Origin of the sequence: Pseudoalteromonas sp. MTN2-4 (genome assembly GCF_042848605.1) — a bacterium.
GTDB lineage: Bacteria > Pseudomonadota > Gammaproteobacteria > Enterobacterales > Alteromonadaceae > Pseudoalteromonas.
Genome location: NZ_BTGK01000006.1, coordinates 71136 through 85407 on the forward strand (window position 1 = coordinate 71136; position 14272 = coordinate 85407).

At 43.5% G+C, this 14272-nt stretch carries 11 protein-coding genes; 8 read left to right on the forward strand and 3 right to left on the reverse strand.

The features are described 5' to 3' along the window. The first annotated feature begins 270 nt into the window (after positions 1 to 270). From ACGHEH_RS14715 to ACGHEH_RS14730, 4 genes are all read left to right on the forward strand, one after another. Complete coding sequence (locus tag ACGHEH_RS14715; protein ID WP_349284606.1) at positions 271 to 1158, forward strand: sulfite exporter TauE/SafE family protein; 888 nt, start codon at positions 271 to 273, stop codon at positions 1156 to 1158. Between the two features lie 142 nt (positions 1159 to 1300). Further along, positions 1301 to 1945: a TetR/AcrR family transcriptional regulator gene (locus ACGHEH_RS14720; RefSeq protein WP_390446621.1), complete on the forward strand. Its 645-nt coding sequence runs from the start codon at positions 1301 to 1303 to the stop codon at positions 1943 to 1945. After that, positions 1929 to 3278 (forward strand): efflux RND transporter periplasmic adaptor subunit, encoded by a 1350-nt coding sequence (locus tag ACGHEH_RS14725; protein WP_390446624.1) that lies wholly within the window; start codon positions 1929 to 1931, stop codon positions 3276 to 3278. The genes ACGHEH_RS14720 and ACGHEH_RS14725 overlap by 17 nt, the downstream gene beginning before the upstream one ends. A gap of 2 nt (positions 3279 to 3280) precedes the next feature. Next, positions 3281 to 6496 (forward strand): efflux RND transporter permease subunit, encoded by a 3216-nt coding sequence (locus ACGHEH_RS14730; RefSeq protein ID WP_390446627.1) that lies wholly within the window; start codon positions 3281 to 3283, stop codon positions 6494 to 6496. A 312-nt stretch (positions 6497 to 6808) separates the two neighbouring features. On the opposite strand, the gene ACGHEH_RS14735 is transcribed toward ACGHEH_RS14730, so the two are convergent. From ACGHEH_RS14735 to ACGHEH_RS14745, 3 genes are read right to left on the reverse strand one after another with little or no spacing between them, the layout of a single operon-like run. Beyond that, on the reverse strand, positions 6809 to 8065 hold the full coding sequence (locus ACGHEH_RS14735) for an NAD(P)/FAD-dependent oxidoreductase (RefSeq protein WP_390446630.1): 1257 nt from the start codon (positions 8063 to 8065) through the stop codon (positions 6809 to 6811). 45 nt (positions 8066 to 8110) lie between these two features. Continuing rightward, positions 8111 to 8431, reverse strand: a complete 321-nt coding sequence (locus tag ACGHEH_RS14740) for a 2Fe-2S iron-sulfur cluster-binding protein (protein ID WP_130254559.1) — start codon at positions 8429 to 8431, stop codon at positions 8111 to 8113. A gap of 8 nt (positions 8432 to 8439) precedes the next feature. Beyond that, positions 8440 to 9030, reverse strand: a complete 591-nt coding sequence (locus ACGHEH_RS14745) for a carboxymuconolactone decarboxylase family protein (RefSeq protein ID WP_390446634.1) — start codon at positions 9028 to 9030, stop codon at positions 8440 to 8442. Positions 9031 to 9262: 232 nt separating this feature from the next. Here ACGHEH_RS14745 and ACGHEH_RS14750 point away from each other — a divergent pair, with 232 nt between their 5' ends. Genes ACGHEH_RS14750 through ACGHEH_RS14765 form a run of 4 tightly spaced genes read left to right on the forward strand, consistent with a single transcriptional unit; the run spans position 9263 to position 14252 of the window. Continuing rightward, positions 9263 to 10336, forward strand: a complete 1074-nt coding sequence (locus ACGHEH_RS14750; protein WP_138566808.1) for an alpha/beta fold hydrolase — start codon at positions 9263 to 9265, stop codon at positions 10334 to 10336. After that, on the forward strand, positions 10336 to 11556 hold the full coding sequence (locus ACGHEH_RS14755; protein ID WP_390446637.1) for an NAD(P)/FAD-dependent oxidoreductase: 1221 nt from the start codon (positions 10336 to 10338) through the stop codon (positions 11554 to 11556). The genes ACGHEH_RS14750 and ACGHEH_RS14755 overlap by 1 nt, the downstream gene beginning before the upstream one ends. A 9-nt stretch (positions 11557 to 11565) precedes the next feature. Then, on the forward strand, positions 11566 to 12708 hold the full coding sequence (locus tag ACGHEH_RS14760) for an acyl-CoA dehydrogenase family protein (protein WP_390446640.1): 1143 nt from the start codon (positions 11566 to 11568) through the stop codon (positions 12706 to 12708). Next, a complete protein-coding gene (locus ACGHEH_RS14765) occupies positions 12705 to 14252 on the forward strand; it encodes an amino acid adenylation domain-containing protein (RefSeq protein WP_390446643.1) in 1548 nt (515 codons plus the stop codon). Before ACGHEH_RS14760 ends, ACGHEH_RS14765 begins: the two co-directional genes overlap by 4 nt. Positions 14253 to 14272 lie beyond the last annotated feature (20 nt).

Below are 14272 nucleotides of genomic sequence, written 5' to 3' on the forward strand. Positions count from 1 at the left end.
TAAAAGTGAAGAAATTGTGAATAAAAAAGAATAAATTATTGATTTTGAGTAATTGTCATAAAACTGGGTGGGAAACGAGCAAAGTAAGACCGTATAGACGGATATTAGTAATTTTTATGTAATCTAATAACACAGTTGAGTGAGGTAATGACGGGTGATTCAAGATCTCTGATTTTGCAACATGAGTGATAGATGGTCCTATCAGACTATACGATCTGTCAACGTATATGGTTAGACTTAACAGGTGATTGAAAGGGATCAAGGTGTAACATGATTGAAAGATTACGACGACCATCGTCATGGCCATTTTATTTTACTGTGCTGATTTATGCTTCATTGATTTGGTTACAAGGCCTCTCGAATTCATTGTTGCAAATAGTTCATGAATTTGAGATCGCATTAACAATGGCATTAGGCTCTTTTGTGGCCGGTGGAACAGCTTTAGGTGGGGGAGCGGTCGCATTTCCTGTGATGACCAAGGTTTTAGCCATAGAGCCTGCTACAGCTAAAGTGTTTTCTCTGGCGATACAGAGCTTTGGTATGACTGCGGCAGCAATCACTATTTTTTGTCGTCGTATTCCTATTTATACCAACATCGTTTTTATGGCATTGCCTATGTCGGCTTTAGGCGTGGCAATCAGTTTGTTGTATGTAGCCCCATTCGCGCCGAGATTATTGGTTAAATCGATTTTCAGTTTTCTACTCTTGTGTTTTGCTATTACCATGGTGCTGCGCTGGTGGCGAAAAGCGCATCATCAACCGAGTGCTGAGCATATAAAGCCTAGCTTAGGACGCTTTTTATTAGTTGGGTTTGTTGGCGGTATTGCTAGCGGTTTAGTGGGGTCTGGTTCGGATATCGCATTATTTGCTTTGCTTATCATTGCCTACCAAGCCGACATCAAAAAAGCGACCGCAACCTCTGTAGTAGTGATGGCATTTACTTCATTGGTGGGCAGCGCCATTAATGCTTGGCATCTCAATGAAATTACGCCTGAAATAGAACAATATTTATTGGCCGCAATTCCTATTGTTGTTGTTGGCGCACCGCTTGGGGCTTATGTGTGTTCAAAAGTGAAAGTTGGCCAACTAGTGAGTTTTTTACTGTTGTTAATCAGCCTAGAAGTATTCTTTACAGGTTATGAACTATGGCAGCAGTAAAAGCAATCATCAACTGGTACTCGCAATCAAGAGAGTTAGCATAAGTATCTATTCTATAAATAAAAAAATAAACTTCAGTTGACTAAATAATGAACTTTATATTTAATTAACCAGTTGGTTAATTAAATATAGAGAGAATAAAATGACAACAAAAGTTACTCGAGGAAGACCTGTTTGCGAAACCAAAAAAGCGGAACAAAAGGCTAAGCTGGTTATTGCCGCACAGCATTTACTCAACATGAAGTCGTATAGCCAGATCACCATTCGAGAGATAGCAGCCGAAGCAAAAGTAAACTCAGCGATGATCAAATATTACTTCGATAGCAAAGAAGGCCTATTCGTAGAGTTGATCCAAGCCTTGGCAGACGAGCAATTTTCTCATTTTGATGATTTGCATGCACAAGCTCGGCCTGTTTATCACTTTATGCGTCAGTTCAATCAAATCCTGCAAACAAACCCCGGATTTGTGCATTTATTAGCGGAAGAAATTCTCAATAAAACCACGCCATTGGCACAGGCCTTTATGAGTGCATTTCCAGAGCGAGTGTCGCAATTCTTACCTGAGTTAATCAAACAAGAAGCAGGCATTGATGACCATAAAAAAGCCAAGTTGGCGGCTTTTTCACTGATGACGCAATTGGTATCACCTTACATTTTTAAAACACTACGTCAGCAAGCTTGGCAAATCGAAGACGCCGAGATACAAAGCGAACAGCGTGTAAAGGAATTATATCTACAGTTTATTTTTGGCTTAAAGGAGCAACAAACTCATGAGGTGGAATTTTAGTGCAAGAAGGAACTTGCCTATCGCAGTGGCGATTGGCGTTCTATTAGTTGTCATCATAGTTAAATTAAATGCGTCAATGCAGCATCAGCCTGCGACTGATGACGGTCAATTAGCGCATTATCAGTTGCTCAATCAGCGAGCAGTAAAGCCAGAAATAGTGGGCTTTGGACGCGTAGAGCCAAATATTAAATTTAATAGTATTGCTGAAGTGTCGGGTAAAATTACCTTTGTGCATCCAGCACTAAAAAAAGGCGAGTTATTTGAGCAAGGCTCTTTATTACTATCAATAGATGACAGTGATTACCAACTCCAACTGGCGAAAGCCAATGCCAACTTAGCTGCAGCAGAGGTCGAACTTGCAGCCAAGAAGACCGCACAATTAAATAATGCGCTCGACATTAAACTTAGCCACAACAAGCTCAAAATAGCGCAAAGCGAATACGAGCGTTTAGCGCGTTTACTTAAACAAAAAAGTATATCTCAAAATGAGCTAGATAGAGCCCAACAACAAGTGTTATTGCAACAGCAAGACTTGCAACGTAACGAAAATATCAAGAGCTTGTTGCCATTAGAGATCAAAGCTCTACAGGCGGGAGTCAATAAAGCCCAAGCCGATGTGAAACAAGCAGAGCTTGCGATTGAACGTACACAAGTTCGTCTGCCATTTACGGGACGTATTCATAAAGTGAATATTGAGCAATCGCAATGGGTCACCATGGGCATGCCATTATTCAGTGCCAGCGATGTGGCGCAAGTACAAATAAATGCCCAATTCACCTTTAACAGCTTTCATCAATTTACGGGATTCTTTCAACGTCCGCCTAATATTACAACGGTATCCGCCCAAGGTATGGCCGCCTATTTTGACGAACAAGGTTTGCAAGCTCAGGTCGAGTTATTGGGTCATGAAGGTATGCGCTGGCAGGCTAAAATTGCTCGTATGAGTGATGAAATAGACCCACAAAGCCAAACTGTTGGGGTGGTTGTTACCATTGACGATAGTTATAAAAATATCGAGTTAGCAAACAAGCCGCCCCTATTGGCAGGTATGCGCGCAAAAGTAACATTACTAGCCACAGAACAAAACTTCATTGCAGTGCCGAGGGCGGTAGTAAAAGGTCGCTATGCGCTTTTAGCCGATGCACAAAACACATTACAAAAGCTTGATACGCGACGTGCGCTGAAGCAGCAAAATTATTTCTTATTTCAAGATGAAAAGTTAGTAGGTGCGAAACTGGTCACCACAGATCTGTTTCCTGTGATCGCAGGCAGTAAATTACAGTTAGTACCAGAAAATGCCGTATTGGCAGTGACATCAGTGAAGGAGCTGTAATAATGATCCGCTTTTTTGCTGCACACCCCACAGCAGCCAATATTTTAATGCTGCTGTTTATTGTGATTGGCTTAGTCAGCCTACCGCAAATTCACCGTGAAACTTTACCTAAAATCAACCAGTACCAGCTCGATATCGTGGTGCCTTACCCCGGAGCCAGTGCAGAAAACGTCGAACAAAAGATCTGCTTAAGTCTAGAGAGTGCCTTAGATGGGATCAGCTTTTTAGAAGAAAAACATTGTGTGGCAAGACAAAATGTTGGCCAGATGACGGTCAAAATGTTTGAACAAGGTGACTTTGAACAGTTCAGTACTGACGTTAGAAATGCTATCGACACCATAGATGATTTTCCTGCTCAGGTTGAGCAATGGACCATCAATGAACGAGGACGTACACAAGATGTGGTGAGTGTCGCAGTGACCACTCATGCGGCACAAAATGGCGCAGATAAGGGTTTATCGCGCGTTGAGTTAAAAGCTTTAGCTGAGCAAGTTAAAGTGACTTTACTGCGCCATCCAGACATTCCGATTGTTGAAATCAACGACTTTTCTAAACATCAACTGCGCGTGACAGCATCACAAGACGCGCTGCAACAATACGGCTTGAGTTTGCAAACCTTGAGTCAGCGTTTAATTGCACAGAATATCGAACTGCCGCTCGGTGTGCTCGAAACATCAGAAGCCGACACGCAAATTCGTATTAAAGACGAACGTCGCTCTGCGGAGCAGTTGGCAGATGTAGTAGTGAGCACAGGCACACAAGGTAATCACGTGCGCATCGCCGATTTAGGGCAAGTGAGCGATACGTTTGAACGCGATGAAAAGCAGATCTTTTTCAACGGTGCGCCTGCAGCCATTATCACCATTAAAAAGAACACCAACGAAGATAGCCTGAGGGTATTACATGCCACCGAAGCGGTGCTGGCAAAGTTACAAACCAGTTTACCAAGTGGGGTGCATTTAACCTTGACCAACGACAACACCAGTTTAGTTAAAGACAGGATCAATCTGTTGATCACCAATGCGTGGCAAGGTTTGTTGTTGGTGTTTTTTGTGATGTGGCTATTTTTCTCTTTCAAATATGCGTTTTGGGTAGTGATGGGTTTACCTGTGTCATTTTTAGCGAGTTTCTTTCTAATGATGCACTTAGGGATCTCAATCAATATGCTCTCTATGGTGGCGCTGTTATTGGCGCTTGGGATCTTAATGGACGATGCCATCGTGATCGCTGAGTCTATTGGTTCGCATATTGAAAAAGGCTTAAAAGTGCAAGATGCCGTGCTTCAAGGTACTAAAGTCGTCTTGCCCGGGGTGTGTTCTTCTTTTGTTACTACGTTATGTATTTTTGTTGGTTTGATCTTTATTGAGGGTAATTTAGGGCAGATCTTAAAAGTGATCCCCATTGTGCTTATTTCTGTTATCACTGTTTCTTTGATTGAAGCCTTCTTTATTTTGCCGAACCACTTAAGTCATGCCTTACAAAGTAAAAGCAAAGACGGAAAATGGGCACAACGTGTTGGTGCAATTCGGGCTCGGTTTGAAACTAAGTTTACCCATTGGAATCAGCAGATATTGCATTTGAACCATGTGTTGATCCGCTATCGCTACTTGGTGTTTGGAGCGGTGATCGCCACCTTTTTATTGTCTCTGAGTATGTTGATTTCTGGCGTGCTGAAATTTACCGCGTTCCCTGATATTGATGGTGATGTATTACAAGCGCGTTTGTTAATGCCAAATGGCACGCCGTTGGTTAAAACCCAGCAAACCATGCGAAAGATTGAGCAAGCTTTGGCGCGCACCAATGCAAAACTCAGCGAGCAAGAAGACGGCGAGTTGGTGATTGCCAGCACTGTGGTGTATGGGCAAAACCCAGACTACCAAGATCAAGGAGCCAACTTGGCCTATATTTCTGTGGATTTACTCAGTGCCGAGCAGCGCAATACCCATTTGCAGGCTTTTTCGGATCTGTGGCGCAAAGAATTAGGTGATGTACCAGAGGCGCTGAGCTTATCGTTCAAAGAGCCTAAATTGGGACCGCAGGGCAGAGCCGTCGATATTCGTTTGCAGTCTGACGACATAGAGCAGTTGAGTCGGGCAGCCTCTGAGCTAAAAAACTGGTTAAAGGGTTATCCTGGAGTGCAAAATATTACCGACGATTTGAGGCCGGGCAAACCTGAGTTTACCTTGACGCTTAAACCGGATGCATTAGTTACGGGCATTACCTCTGCGGACATAGCGCAGCAACTTAGGCCAGCATTTCAAGGCAGCAAATTATCTGACATTCATGTTGGGCTCGAAAATTACGAAGTGACAGTAAAACTGGCAGCTCAAAGCATGGACGAATACAGTGATTTTGATAACTTTCTGATTATTCATCCAAAAAGCCAAGTTGCCATTCCCTTAGCTGCGTTAGTTAATATCGAGCAAACCAGAGGGCTTGCGGTGATCAACCGCGTGAATAATATGCCGACGGTTTCTGTATTCGCTGATATCGATAGTGAGCTTAATACCGCCTCTGCGGTGGTCAAAGATGTCGAAAAACGCTGGCTGTCTGAGCTCAATTCACGCTTTCCCGATATGGCTTACAGTATTGAAGGTGAAGTTAAAAATGCGGGGATCACCCAGTCGTCTATGCGCCGCGCTATGTTACTCGGCATGATAGGTATTTTCTTGCTGTTGGCTTTGCAATTCCAAAGTTATATTGAGCCTTTAATTGTCATGGTGTCTATTCCGTTTGCCATGATAGGCGTTATTTTAGGTCACTTTATTATGGGTATTAACTTCTCGATGCCCTCGCTAATGGGCTTTATTTCGTTGGCAGGTATTGTTGTTAATGATTCTATTTTGTTAGTGCAATTTGTGAAGCGTCGTGTCAAAGAAGGTTTGTCAGTGCATGATGCTGCCGCTCAAGCAAGTCATGACCGTTTTCGTGCGGTGGTGTTAACATCAGTGACCACAATAGCAGGTATGACGCCGCTGTTATTCGAAACCAGTTTGCAGGCGCAGATTTTAATTCCGCTGGCGACCAGTATTGTGTTTGGTATTTTGGCCTCAACCTGTTTGGTACTGCTGGTTTTACCTTGCTTGTACAGCATTTTAGAAGACTTTGGAGTGGCAAAACCTTATCACAGTCATCATGGTATAGACTCAGGCGATGCGGTTAACGAGCGCGAGTTAGGTGGTAATGTAAAAGCTAACACAGTTGTAAAATCAATTTAAACCGAGTAACAAAATTTAAAGGCCACAGCGGGACAAGCCGCTGTGGCTTTTTTGTTTTTATACCAGTCCTCTTAATTAAGCAGTCTATTTTGAGGCAAGAAAAACTAGTCGATAACAAGGCGAAAATTTTGCTATTTAGTTGTTCTAAATAAGAAGTTTTCAACGACATTAGCGTCAGTTTTAGTCCCTCAAAATGATTGAGTATTTTTGAGGATTGGTATTAGTCTTTTGAGGCTGAAAAAAGAGCCCTGACGGGCTCAAACACTAGGCTTAATTAGCTGGGTAAAATGTTGCTTTAAAAGCTGTGAAAAATTAAATAGCTTGGGATCGACCTGATAGCTGTTTTATCAAATCAATATCGGTATTGCCTATCATGTCGATAGGCAGAGAGATTTTTTTATCTATGATCTTTTTTGCGGCCATAAAATCTTTAGCCGTATTAATGCAATCTGCTGCGATGATCCGGCCTTGCTTTAAATACCACAATGAAAAACTGTTTGATGAATGTTGACGTAATACAGTGTTGTCATAGCCATGATTTAAGCCTGCGATCTGAATTTTACAGTCGTATTGATCAGACCAAAACCAAGGCACTGACGTCACCGCTTGATGTTTACCACAAATCGTCGCGGCAGCGGTTTTTGCTTGTGCTAACGCATTTGGCACAGATTCAATACGTGATGCGATACCACTGTGATGCTCAATACCTATGGTGCAATCGCCTGCAGCATAAATATTTTTATCTGTGGTTTGGCATAATTCATTGACCACAATGCCATTTTGCTCCACCAGTAATCCAGCTTGTTCAGCAAGCTCAGTGTTAATTTCGGCGCCAATACCAACAATGACTAAATCGGCATTAAAATACTGCTCAGGAGCGTCTAATTGGGTAAGTGTTTTACAACGCACCCCAGTCACGGTTTGCTCACCGGTGAATGCTAAAACTTGTGTGTTGGTATGTATTTCTACGCCATGTTGTTGGTGAAGCTGCTGATAAAACTCAGAAATAAACGGGGCGGTAACGCGAGCAAGCAATCTCGGCGCTTGCTCTAGTAGTGTTATTTGATGGCCCATTTTATTGAGTACAGCAGCGGTTTCTAAACCAATGTAGCCACCTCCAACCATCACAATACGCTGTTTATCTGTGTTTAATTGTGCAGCTAATTGTTCAATGTCTTTCAGGGTTTTTATATAAAAAACATTATTTAATTCACTGCCTGAACAAGTGATTTTACGCGCCCGACTGCCCGTGCACAGTAGCAAGTGTTCATAGCTTAGGCGCTCACCATTTTGCAGTACCACACTTTGTAAAGCGGGCTCTATTCTTGCCACTCGAGTGCGTAATTTTAGGGTGATGTTATCTTTTTGGTAGGCTTGCTCAGGTCTTATTAATAAGCCTTTTTCATCTACCTGACCCAATAAATAATTTTTAGAAAGCGGTGGGCGATGATAGGGCAAGCTGTGTTCATCACTGATCAAAACAATTTCGTCAGTCCAGCCTTCTTTCCTTAAGCTAATACACGCTTGCGCGCCAGCATGTCCGCCGCCAATGATGATGCATCTTGCCATGATGTTATCCTTTAATTTTGTGGCTAACGCTCAGATTATCCAAATCTAGTATTGAGATTCTGGTAATCTTACTTGCAAGCCATGGTGTTCATCAGACACTAAAACTTGGCAACTTAGACGACTTAACTCCGTCGGCTCTGAGACCATTTCTAGCATATCTGCTTCACTACTATTTGGTTCGTTTACTTTGCCTTGCCAGTCGTCAGTTAAATAACAATGACAAGTTGCGCAACTACCTGAACCACCACACTCAGCTTCAATGCCGTCGATCATGTTTTCCATCGCGGCTTGCATTAAAGAAGTCCCTGCTGGCACATCTATGGTGGTTTCATTGCCGCTAAAATCTATAAAAGTAATATCAGGCATAACTGCTCCTACATGGAAAAACGGCTAAGTTGATTAATTTCAGCCAAGATAGCCGCCGGATCGGCCTCTAGTTGACTGTCCATTGTGGTATTCCAGCGGTTTAAAAAGCCACAAATGGCGATAACAGCAGAGATCTCAATGACCGCTGCTTCACTAAAGTGCTTACCTAAGTCGTCATAATGGTGTTTTTCTAGGTGAGCAGGCGAGGTGCTTGCTGCAAATGCAAAGCGAAGTGCTGCACGCTCGATATCGTCATATAAAATGCTGGTTTCAAACTCAAATGCGGCCAACACCTTGGCGCGATTCACATTCACGCGACTGGCGATGTGCGAGAAATGCCCCTGACAATATTGGCACCCCGCAGCATTAGAGCTGATGGTGGCAATTGCCCATTTTAGTTCTGTACCAATGTGTTCAAATTGGCTTAAGCACCCAAACAACTGACCAAATGCTTTAGCTAGCATAGGGTTTTTAGCCATGGTCAAAATGCCGTTTGGTATAAACCCTAGATTGTTCTCAATGCCCTGCAAGATGGGCTCTAACTCAGGAATATCAGCTCGACTAACCGGGCTGACTAAATGGTTTTTAGTTTGCTGCATTGCAGTCTTCCTAACTGTGATAGCGAGCCATCAAGGTATAGCTAAGTGTAGAACATTCCTATAGTCCCAACGGACCAAGGCCATAGTCCACAGGGGCTATATAGTTATATCAACATTCCCTGTAAGGTTTTTAATAGATTCAAACTGAACCCGAACATTCGCGGCATCGCTTACTATTCAAAGCAAATAAGTCGTGGCTGAAGGATTTGCAAAGACTAGACAGGAAACTAGCATGATTGAAGAACTAATCGACTTTATAAACAACGAATTACTTGAAGGTGCGGCACCTGATTTAGATCAGCACACACCGCTTTTAGAGCTAGGTATTTTAAACTCACTATCGATGGTGAGATTACTTGCGCATGTAGATCAGCGCTATGGTGCGAAGATCCCTGAGCACGATATTACCCCTGTACATTTTGAGAATATAGAAACACTTGCAGCGCTTATTAACACCTTAAGCGCAAAAGATGAGATGCAGGCTGAGCAATCGGTATCTGAGCTAGAGCGCCTTGTGAAATTACAGGAAAGCTATGGCATTCAGAGTGAGCTGGTGGATGCAGGTGAAGGCTTTAAGCAACATGTATTGCGAGTCAAAGGCGATGGCCCTTTATGGATTTTACTGCCTGCGCTTGGCAATCCTTCAACATCTTGGTCTTCAACACTGCGTTCAGTTCAAGGTCGTCACAATGCCGTGGCGCTTGATTTAGCGGGTTTTGGGTTGAGCCAAAGTGCCAATGAAGCCCCCTCTTATGTTGATCATGTTGAGTTTACATTGCAATACCTTGCAACGCTTGAAGAGCAAGAGTGGGTGCTAGTGGCGAACTCTGCAGGTAGCATGATTGCGACTGAGATTGCCCGTCGTTTCCCTGAGAAAGTAAAAGCACTTGTTTGTAGTGGCTTTGGTTTAGTTGAAGACGTCGAAAACTGGTGGGGCGATTTAAAGAAAATGTCGTCAAACCCAGAGCAATTTTTAGCAGCTGCTTATTACCACCCACCAAAGATGACGCCAGCCTTAGAGTCATTACTTGATGATGTTCTGTCTCGCCCTGCCTATCACAGCTTCTTAGATGACTATGCGCGTCAATCTATTGCGAAAACTTTTGATGGGGTGATGGTACCCACTTTATTTGTTGCAGGTAATCACGACCAAATTATTCCACCAGAATGGAGTGAAAAAGCCGCTGAGCTACTTGATAACGCCAGTGTTACTCGCCTTTCTCGCTGTGGTCACTTCTCAGCTTCTGAACGCCCAGAAGAGTTTGTTTGGGTAGTGGAAGATTTCTTAAATAGGGAAGCAATGTAATGGATCAGTTTAAAAGTTACGACGTCGTTATTATTGGCAGTGGCCCAGCAGGCAGCTTATGTGGCATAGAGTGTCGCAAAAAAGGCTTATCGGTTTTATGTATTGAAAAAGATGAGTTTCCGCGCTTTCACATTGGTGAATCATTAACAGGTAATGCGGGGCAGATCATACGCGATCTCGGTTTGGCTGATGAAATGAATGCAGCAGGCTTCCCAGACAAACCCGGTGTGAACGTGATTGGTTCACTATCAAAAAATGAGTTCTTTATTCCTATCTTAGCGCCGACTTGGCAGGTACGCCGTAGCGACTTTGATAACATGTTAAAGCGTAAAGCCCTAGAGCATGGCGTTGAATATCAGCAAGGCTTAGTTAAAGACGTGATCAAACATGAAGAAAAAGTGGTTGGCGCGATTTATAAAGCCGATGGCGTTGAGCATCAAGTACGCTCAAAGGTACTGGTAGATGCCAGTGGTCAAAATACCTTTTTATCGCGCAAGGGCATTGCAGGAAAACGTGAAATCGAGTTCTTTTCACAGCAGATCGCTTCTTTTGCACATTATAAAAATGTTGAGCGCGATTTACCGCCTTTCTCAACGAATACCACCATTTTATATTCAAAGCAGTATCACTGGTCATGGATCATTCCAATCTCGCCAGACACAGATAGTCTAGGGATAGTGATCCCGAAAGACTTGTACTACAAAGAGTGTAAAAACCCAGACGATGCCATCGAATGGGGTATGGAGCATATCAGTCCGGAGATCAGACGCCGTTTCAAAAATGCAGAGCGCGTAGGTGAATCGCAATCTATGGCAGACTTCTCTTACCGTATTGAGCCGTTTGTCGGTGATGGTTGGTTGTGTATCGGTGACGCGCATCGATTCTTAGATCCAATTTTCTCTTATGGCGTGTCATTCGCCATGAAAGAGGGTATTAAGGCTGCCGATGCCATTAAACGTGCCATCGATGGTAACGATTGGAAGACGCCTTTCTACGAATATCGCGATTGGAGTAATGGCGGTCAGCAAATTGCTGCAGATCTTATTCGTTACTTCTGGATCTACCCAATTTTCTTTGGCTATCAAATGCAAAACCCTGATTTACGCGATGAAGTCATCCGTCTATTAGGTGGCTGTTGCTTTGATTGTGAAGGATGGAAAGCCCCGACCATCTTTAGAAATGCCATTGAAGAATACGACCGCAAACAAATGGCTGGTTGAGGATAGATCATGAACTTTGCGTGGAATGAGGATCAGCTCGCATTACATGAGCACGCCTTGAGCTTTGCACGAGATCTCGACTTTTCGAAGATCTCTGCAGGCGAGTTTCCAATGGAAGCTTGGCAATCACTGGGTGAGTTTGGCTACTACGGTTTACCCGTAGATAGCCGCTACTCACCTTGTGGCAGTGGTTTTGACATTTTAACCACAGTTAAAATTTTAGAGGGTCTTGGTCAAGGTTGTGCAGATACCGGCATTTTATTTGCCGGTGCTGCGCACACCTTTGCTTGCGTTATGCCGATTTATGAACATGGCAGTGAAACACTAAAACATGAGTTATTACCGGCACTGACCAGTGGTGAGAAGATTGCGGCAAATGCCATTTCTGAAGCTGAAGCAGGCTCAGATATTGGCAAATTAACCACTAAGGCAACTAAAGAGGGTGACTACTACATCATCAATGGTGCTAAGTCTTATGTGACCAACGGCAGTGTGGCCGATTACTTTGTTCTCTATGCGACCACCAACCCTAAGTTTGGCTACTTAGGTCAAACAGCCTTTGTTGTGCCTGCTGATTTACCTGGCATTGAAGTAGGAAAAAGCTACAAAAAGTTAGGGCTTGATTCGGCGCAGCTAAACCAAGTTTTTTTTGATGAGGTAAAAGTGCATAAGGACTATGTACTAGGCAGTGAAGGGCAGGGGGCGCGTATTTTTGCTGCTTCTATGGATTGGGAACGCTGTTGTTTATTTGCTTTATTTATTGGTGTGATGCAGAACGATTTAGAGCGCTGTATTGAGTTTGCCAATACACGTAAGCAGGGCGATAAAACCATCAGCAAATTTCAGGCAGTGTCACATCGTATTGCCGATATGGAAGTACGTTTACAAAGTGCGCGCTTATTGCTGTATTTTGCGGCTTGGCAAAAGTCGCAAGACGTTGATAATACCAAAGCAGTGGCATCAAGTAAGTTAGCTATCAGCGAGGCGTTTGTGCAATCTGGTATTGACGCCATTCGTATTCATGGCGCGGCCGGTTACTTACAAGAAAGCGGCATAGATAGCAGCATTCGTGATGCCCTAGGTTCGGTGTTGTTCTCAGGCACATCTGATATTCAACGAGAACTCATCTGTAATAGGTTGGGCCTACTATGAAATTGCTCAATCAAGTATTAACCCAAGGCTTAGTGCGTGCAGGTGAACAAGCTCTGGCAGTGAGCGATAGCTCAGAGTCGTATAGTTATGGTGAATTACAACTCAGGGCGACTCAAATTGCTGTGCTGCTGCAAAAAATCGGTGTTAAGGCGGGTGACAGAGTGGGGCTTTGGTGTGATAAGTCATGTCGAGCACTGGCTGGCATGTTGGCGGTGAGTAAACTCAATGCCGTTTATGTACCAATCGATCCAATGAATCCGAAAGTGCGTGTGGATATTATTCGTCAAGACTGCAACATGAAGGTATTGATCACCAATAAAGCTAAGTTTAGTCAATATCAGCGCGGTGATAATGCTTTATGCGACTTTGTAGTATTAGACGAAGATGCGCTAATAAGCTCAGTATTGCATGTGCACACGTGGCAACATATTACTGCTCAGCAACCAAGCCAGCTCAACTTACCAAAACAGGGTAAAAGTACAGACTTGGCGTATATGCTTTACACCTCTGGCTCAACTGGCGTGCCAAAAGGCGTCAAAATCAGTCATGAAAATGCCCTTGCCTTTATTGAATGGTCAGCGACTAAACTCAATGCAACAGTGCAAGATCGTTTTGCCAATCATGCCCCTTGGCATTTTGATTTATCGGTGCTTGATATTTATGTGGCTTTATTATCAGGCGCAAGTGTGCATTTGGTATCTGAGATCGACAGCTATGTGGCACAAAAATTAGTGTCATTTGTGGCCCAAAAGCAGATCAGTGTTTGGTATTCAGTGCCGACTGCACTGGTGATGATGCTAGAAGCTGAGGCTGACTTTGCTGAGCGTTGCCAGCAGCTTAGAGCCATTATTTTTGCTGGTGAAGCTTTTGCGATTAAACCGCTGAAACAACTTCGTGAAGCGTTTCCCAATGCAGAGCTTTACAACTTTTATGGCCCGACTGAAACCAATGTATGTAGTTACTACAAAGTTCCTCGGGTAGTACCAGACAAGCTGCCTATAGGTTACCCAGCCAGCAATGCTTTGCTATCAATTTGTGATGAACAAGGTAAAGCACTGCCTGTGGGCGAGCAAGGGTTTGTTACTGTAATTGGCCCGACTGTTTTCAGCGGTTATTGGGGGCGCGCAGATCTGCAATCAGAAGCTTATAACACAGGTGATATCGGCTATTTCAATGAGCTGGGAGAGTTGATGTATGTCGGTCGCCAAGATCATATGGTGAAAGTGAATGGTTATCGAGTTCATCTTGGTGAAGTTGAACGCGCTATTTACCAGCACCCAGCAGTCAAAGAGTGTTTAGTTGAGCTCAGCAACCAAAAAGCACTCCATGCGCATATTGCCGTAGAGGGCGATGCGCCGTCTTTATTAACCCTAAAAATTCACTGTGCCAAACGTTTACCTAAATACATGTTGCCAGAGCAGGTGATAGTGCACGATGCACTGCCTCGTAATCGCAACGGAAAATTATCGCGTCAATGCTTATCTGGGTTGTCTGCTCAATCGGGATCTGAAAATAACACCCAGATCACGATGAGCGAGGCGTAAACACCTCCTAGTTAAACAAG

What these genes read in the sequence shown, in the direction of transcription:
- ACGHEH_RS14745 (WP_390446634.1), bottom strand. Translation starts at nt 9,030, where the DNA reads ATGCAGCAAACTAAAAACCATTTAGTCAGCCCGGTTAGTCGAGCTGAT.
- ACGHEH_RS14720 (WP_390446621.1), top strand. Translation starts at nt 1,301, where the DNA reads ATGACAACAAAAGTTACTCGAGGAAGACCTGTTTGCGAAACCAAAAAA.
- ACGHEH_RS14765 (WP_390446643.1), top strand. Translation starts at nt 12,705, where the DNA reads ATGAAATTGCTCAATCAAGTATTAACCCAAGGCTTAGTGCGTGCAGGT.
- ACGHEH_RS14715 (WP_349284606.1), top strand. Translation starts at nt 271, where the DNA reads ATGATTGAAAGATTACGACGACCATCGTCATGGCCATTTTATTTTACT.
- ACGHEH_RS14740 (WP_130254559.1), bottom strand. Translation starts at nt 8,431, where the DNA reads ATGCCTGATATTACTTTTATAGATTTTAGCGGCAATGAAACCACCATA.
- ACGHEH_RS14760 (WP_390446640.1), top strand. Translation starts at nt 11,566, where the DNA reads ATGAACTTTGCGTGGAATGAGGATCAGCTCGCATTACATGAGCACGCC.
- ACGHEH_RS14730 (WP_390446627.1), top strand. Translation starts at nt 3,281, where the DNA reads ATGATCCGCTTTTTTGCTGCACACCCCACAGCAGCCAATATTTTAATG.
- ACGHEH_RS14735 (WP_390446630.1), bottom strand. Translation starts at nt 8,065, where the DNA reads ATGGCAAGATGCATCATCATTGGCGGCGGACATGCTGGCGCGCAAGCG.
- ACGHEH_RS14725 (WP_390446624.1), top strand. Translation starts at nt 1,929, where the DNA reads ATGAGGTGGAATTTTAGTGCAAGAAGGAACTTGCCTATCGCAGTGGCG.
- ACGHEH_RS14755 (WP_390446637.1), top strand. Translation starts at nt 10,336, where the DNA reads ATGGATCAGTTTAAAAGTTACGACGTCGTTATTATTGGCAGTGGCCCA.
- ACGHEH_RS14750 (WP_138566808.1), top strand. Translation starts at nt 9,263, where the DNA reads ATGATTGAAGAACTAATCGACTTTATAAACAACGAATTACTTGAAGGT.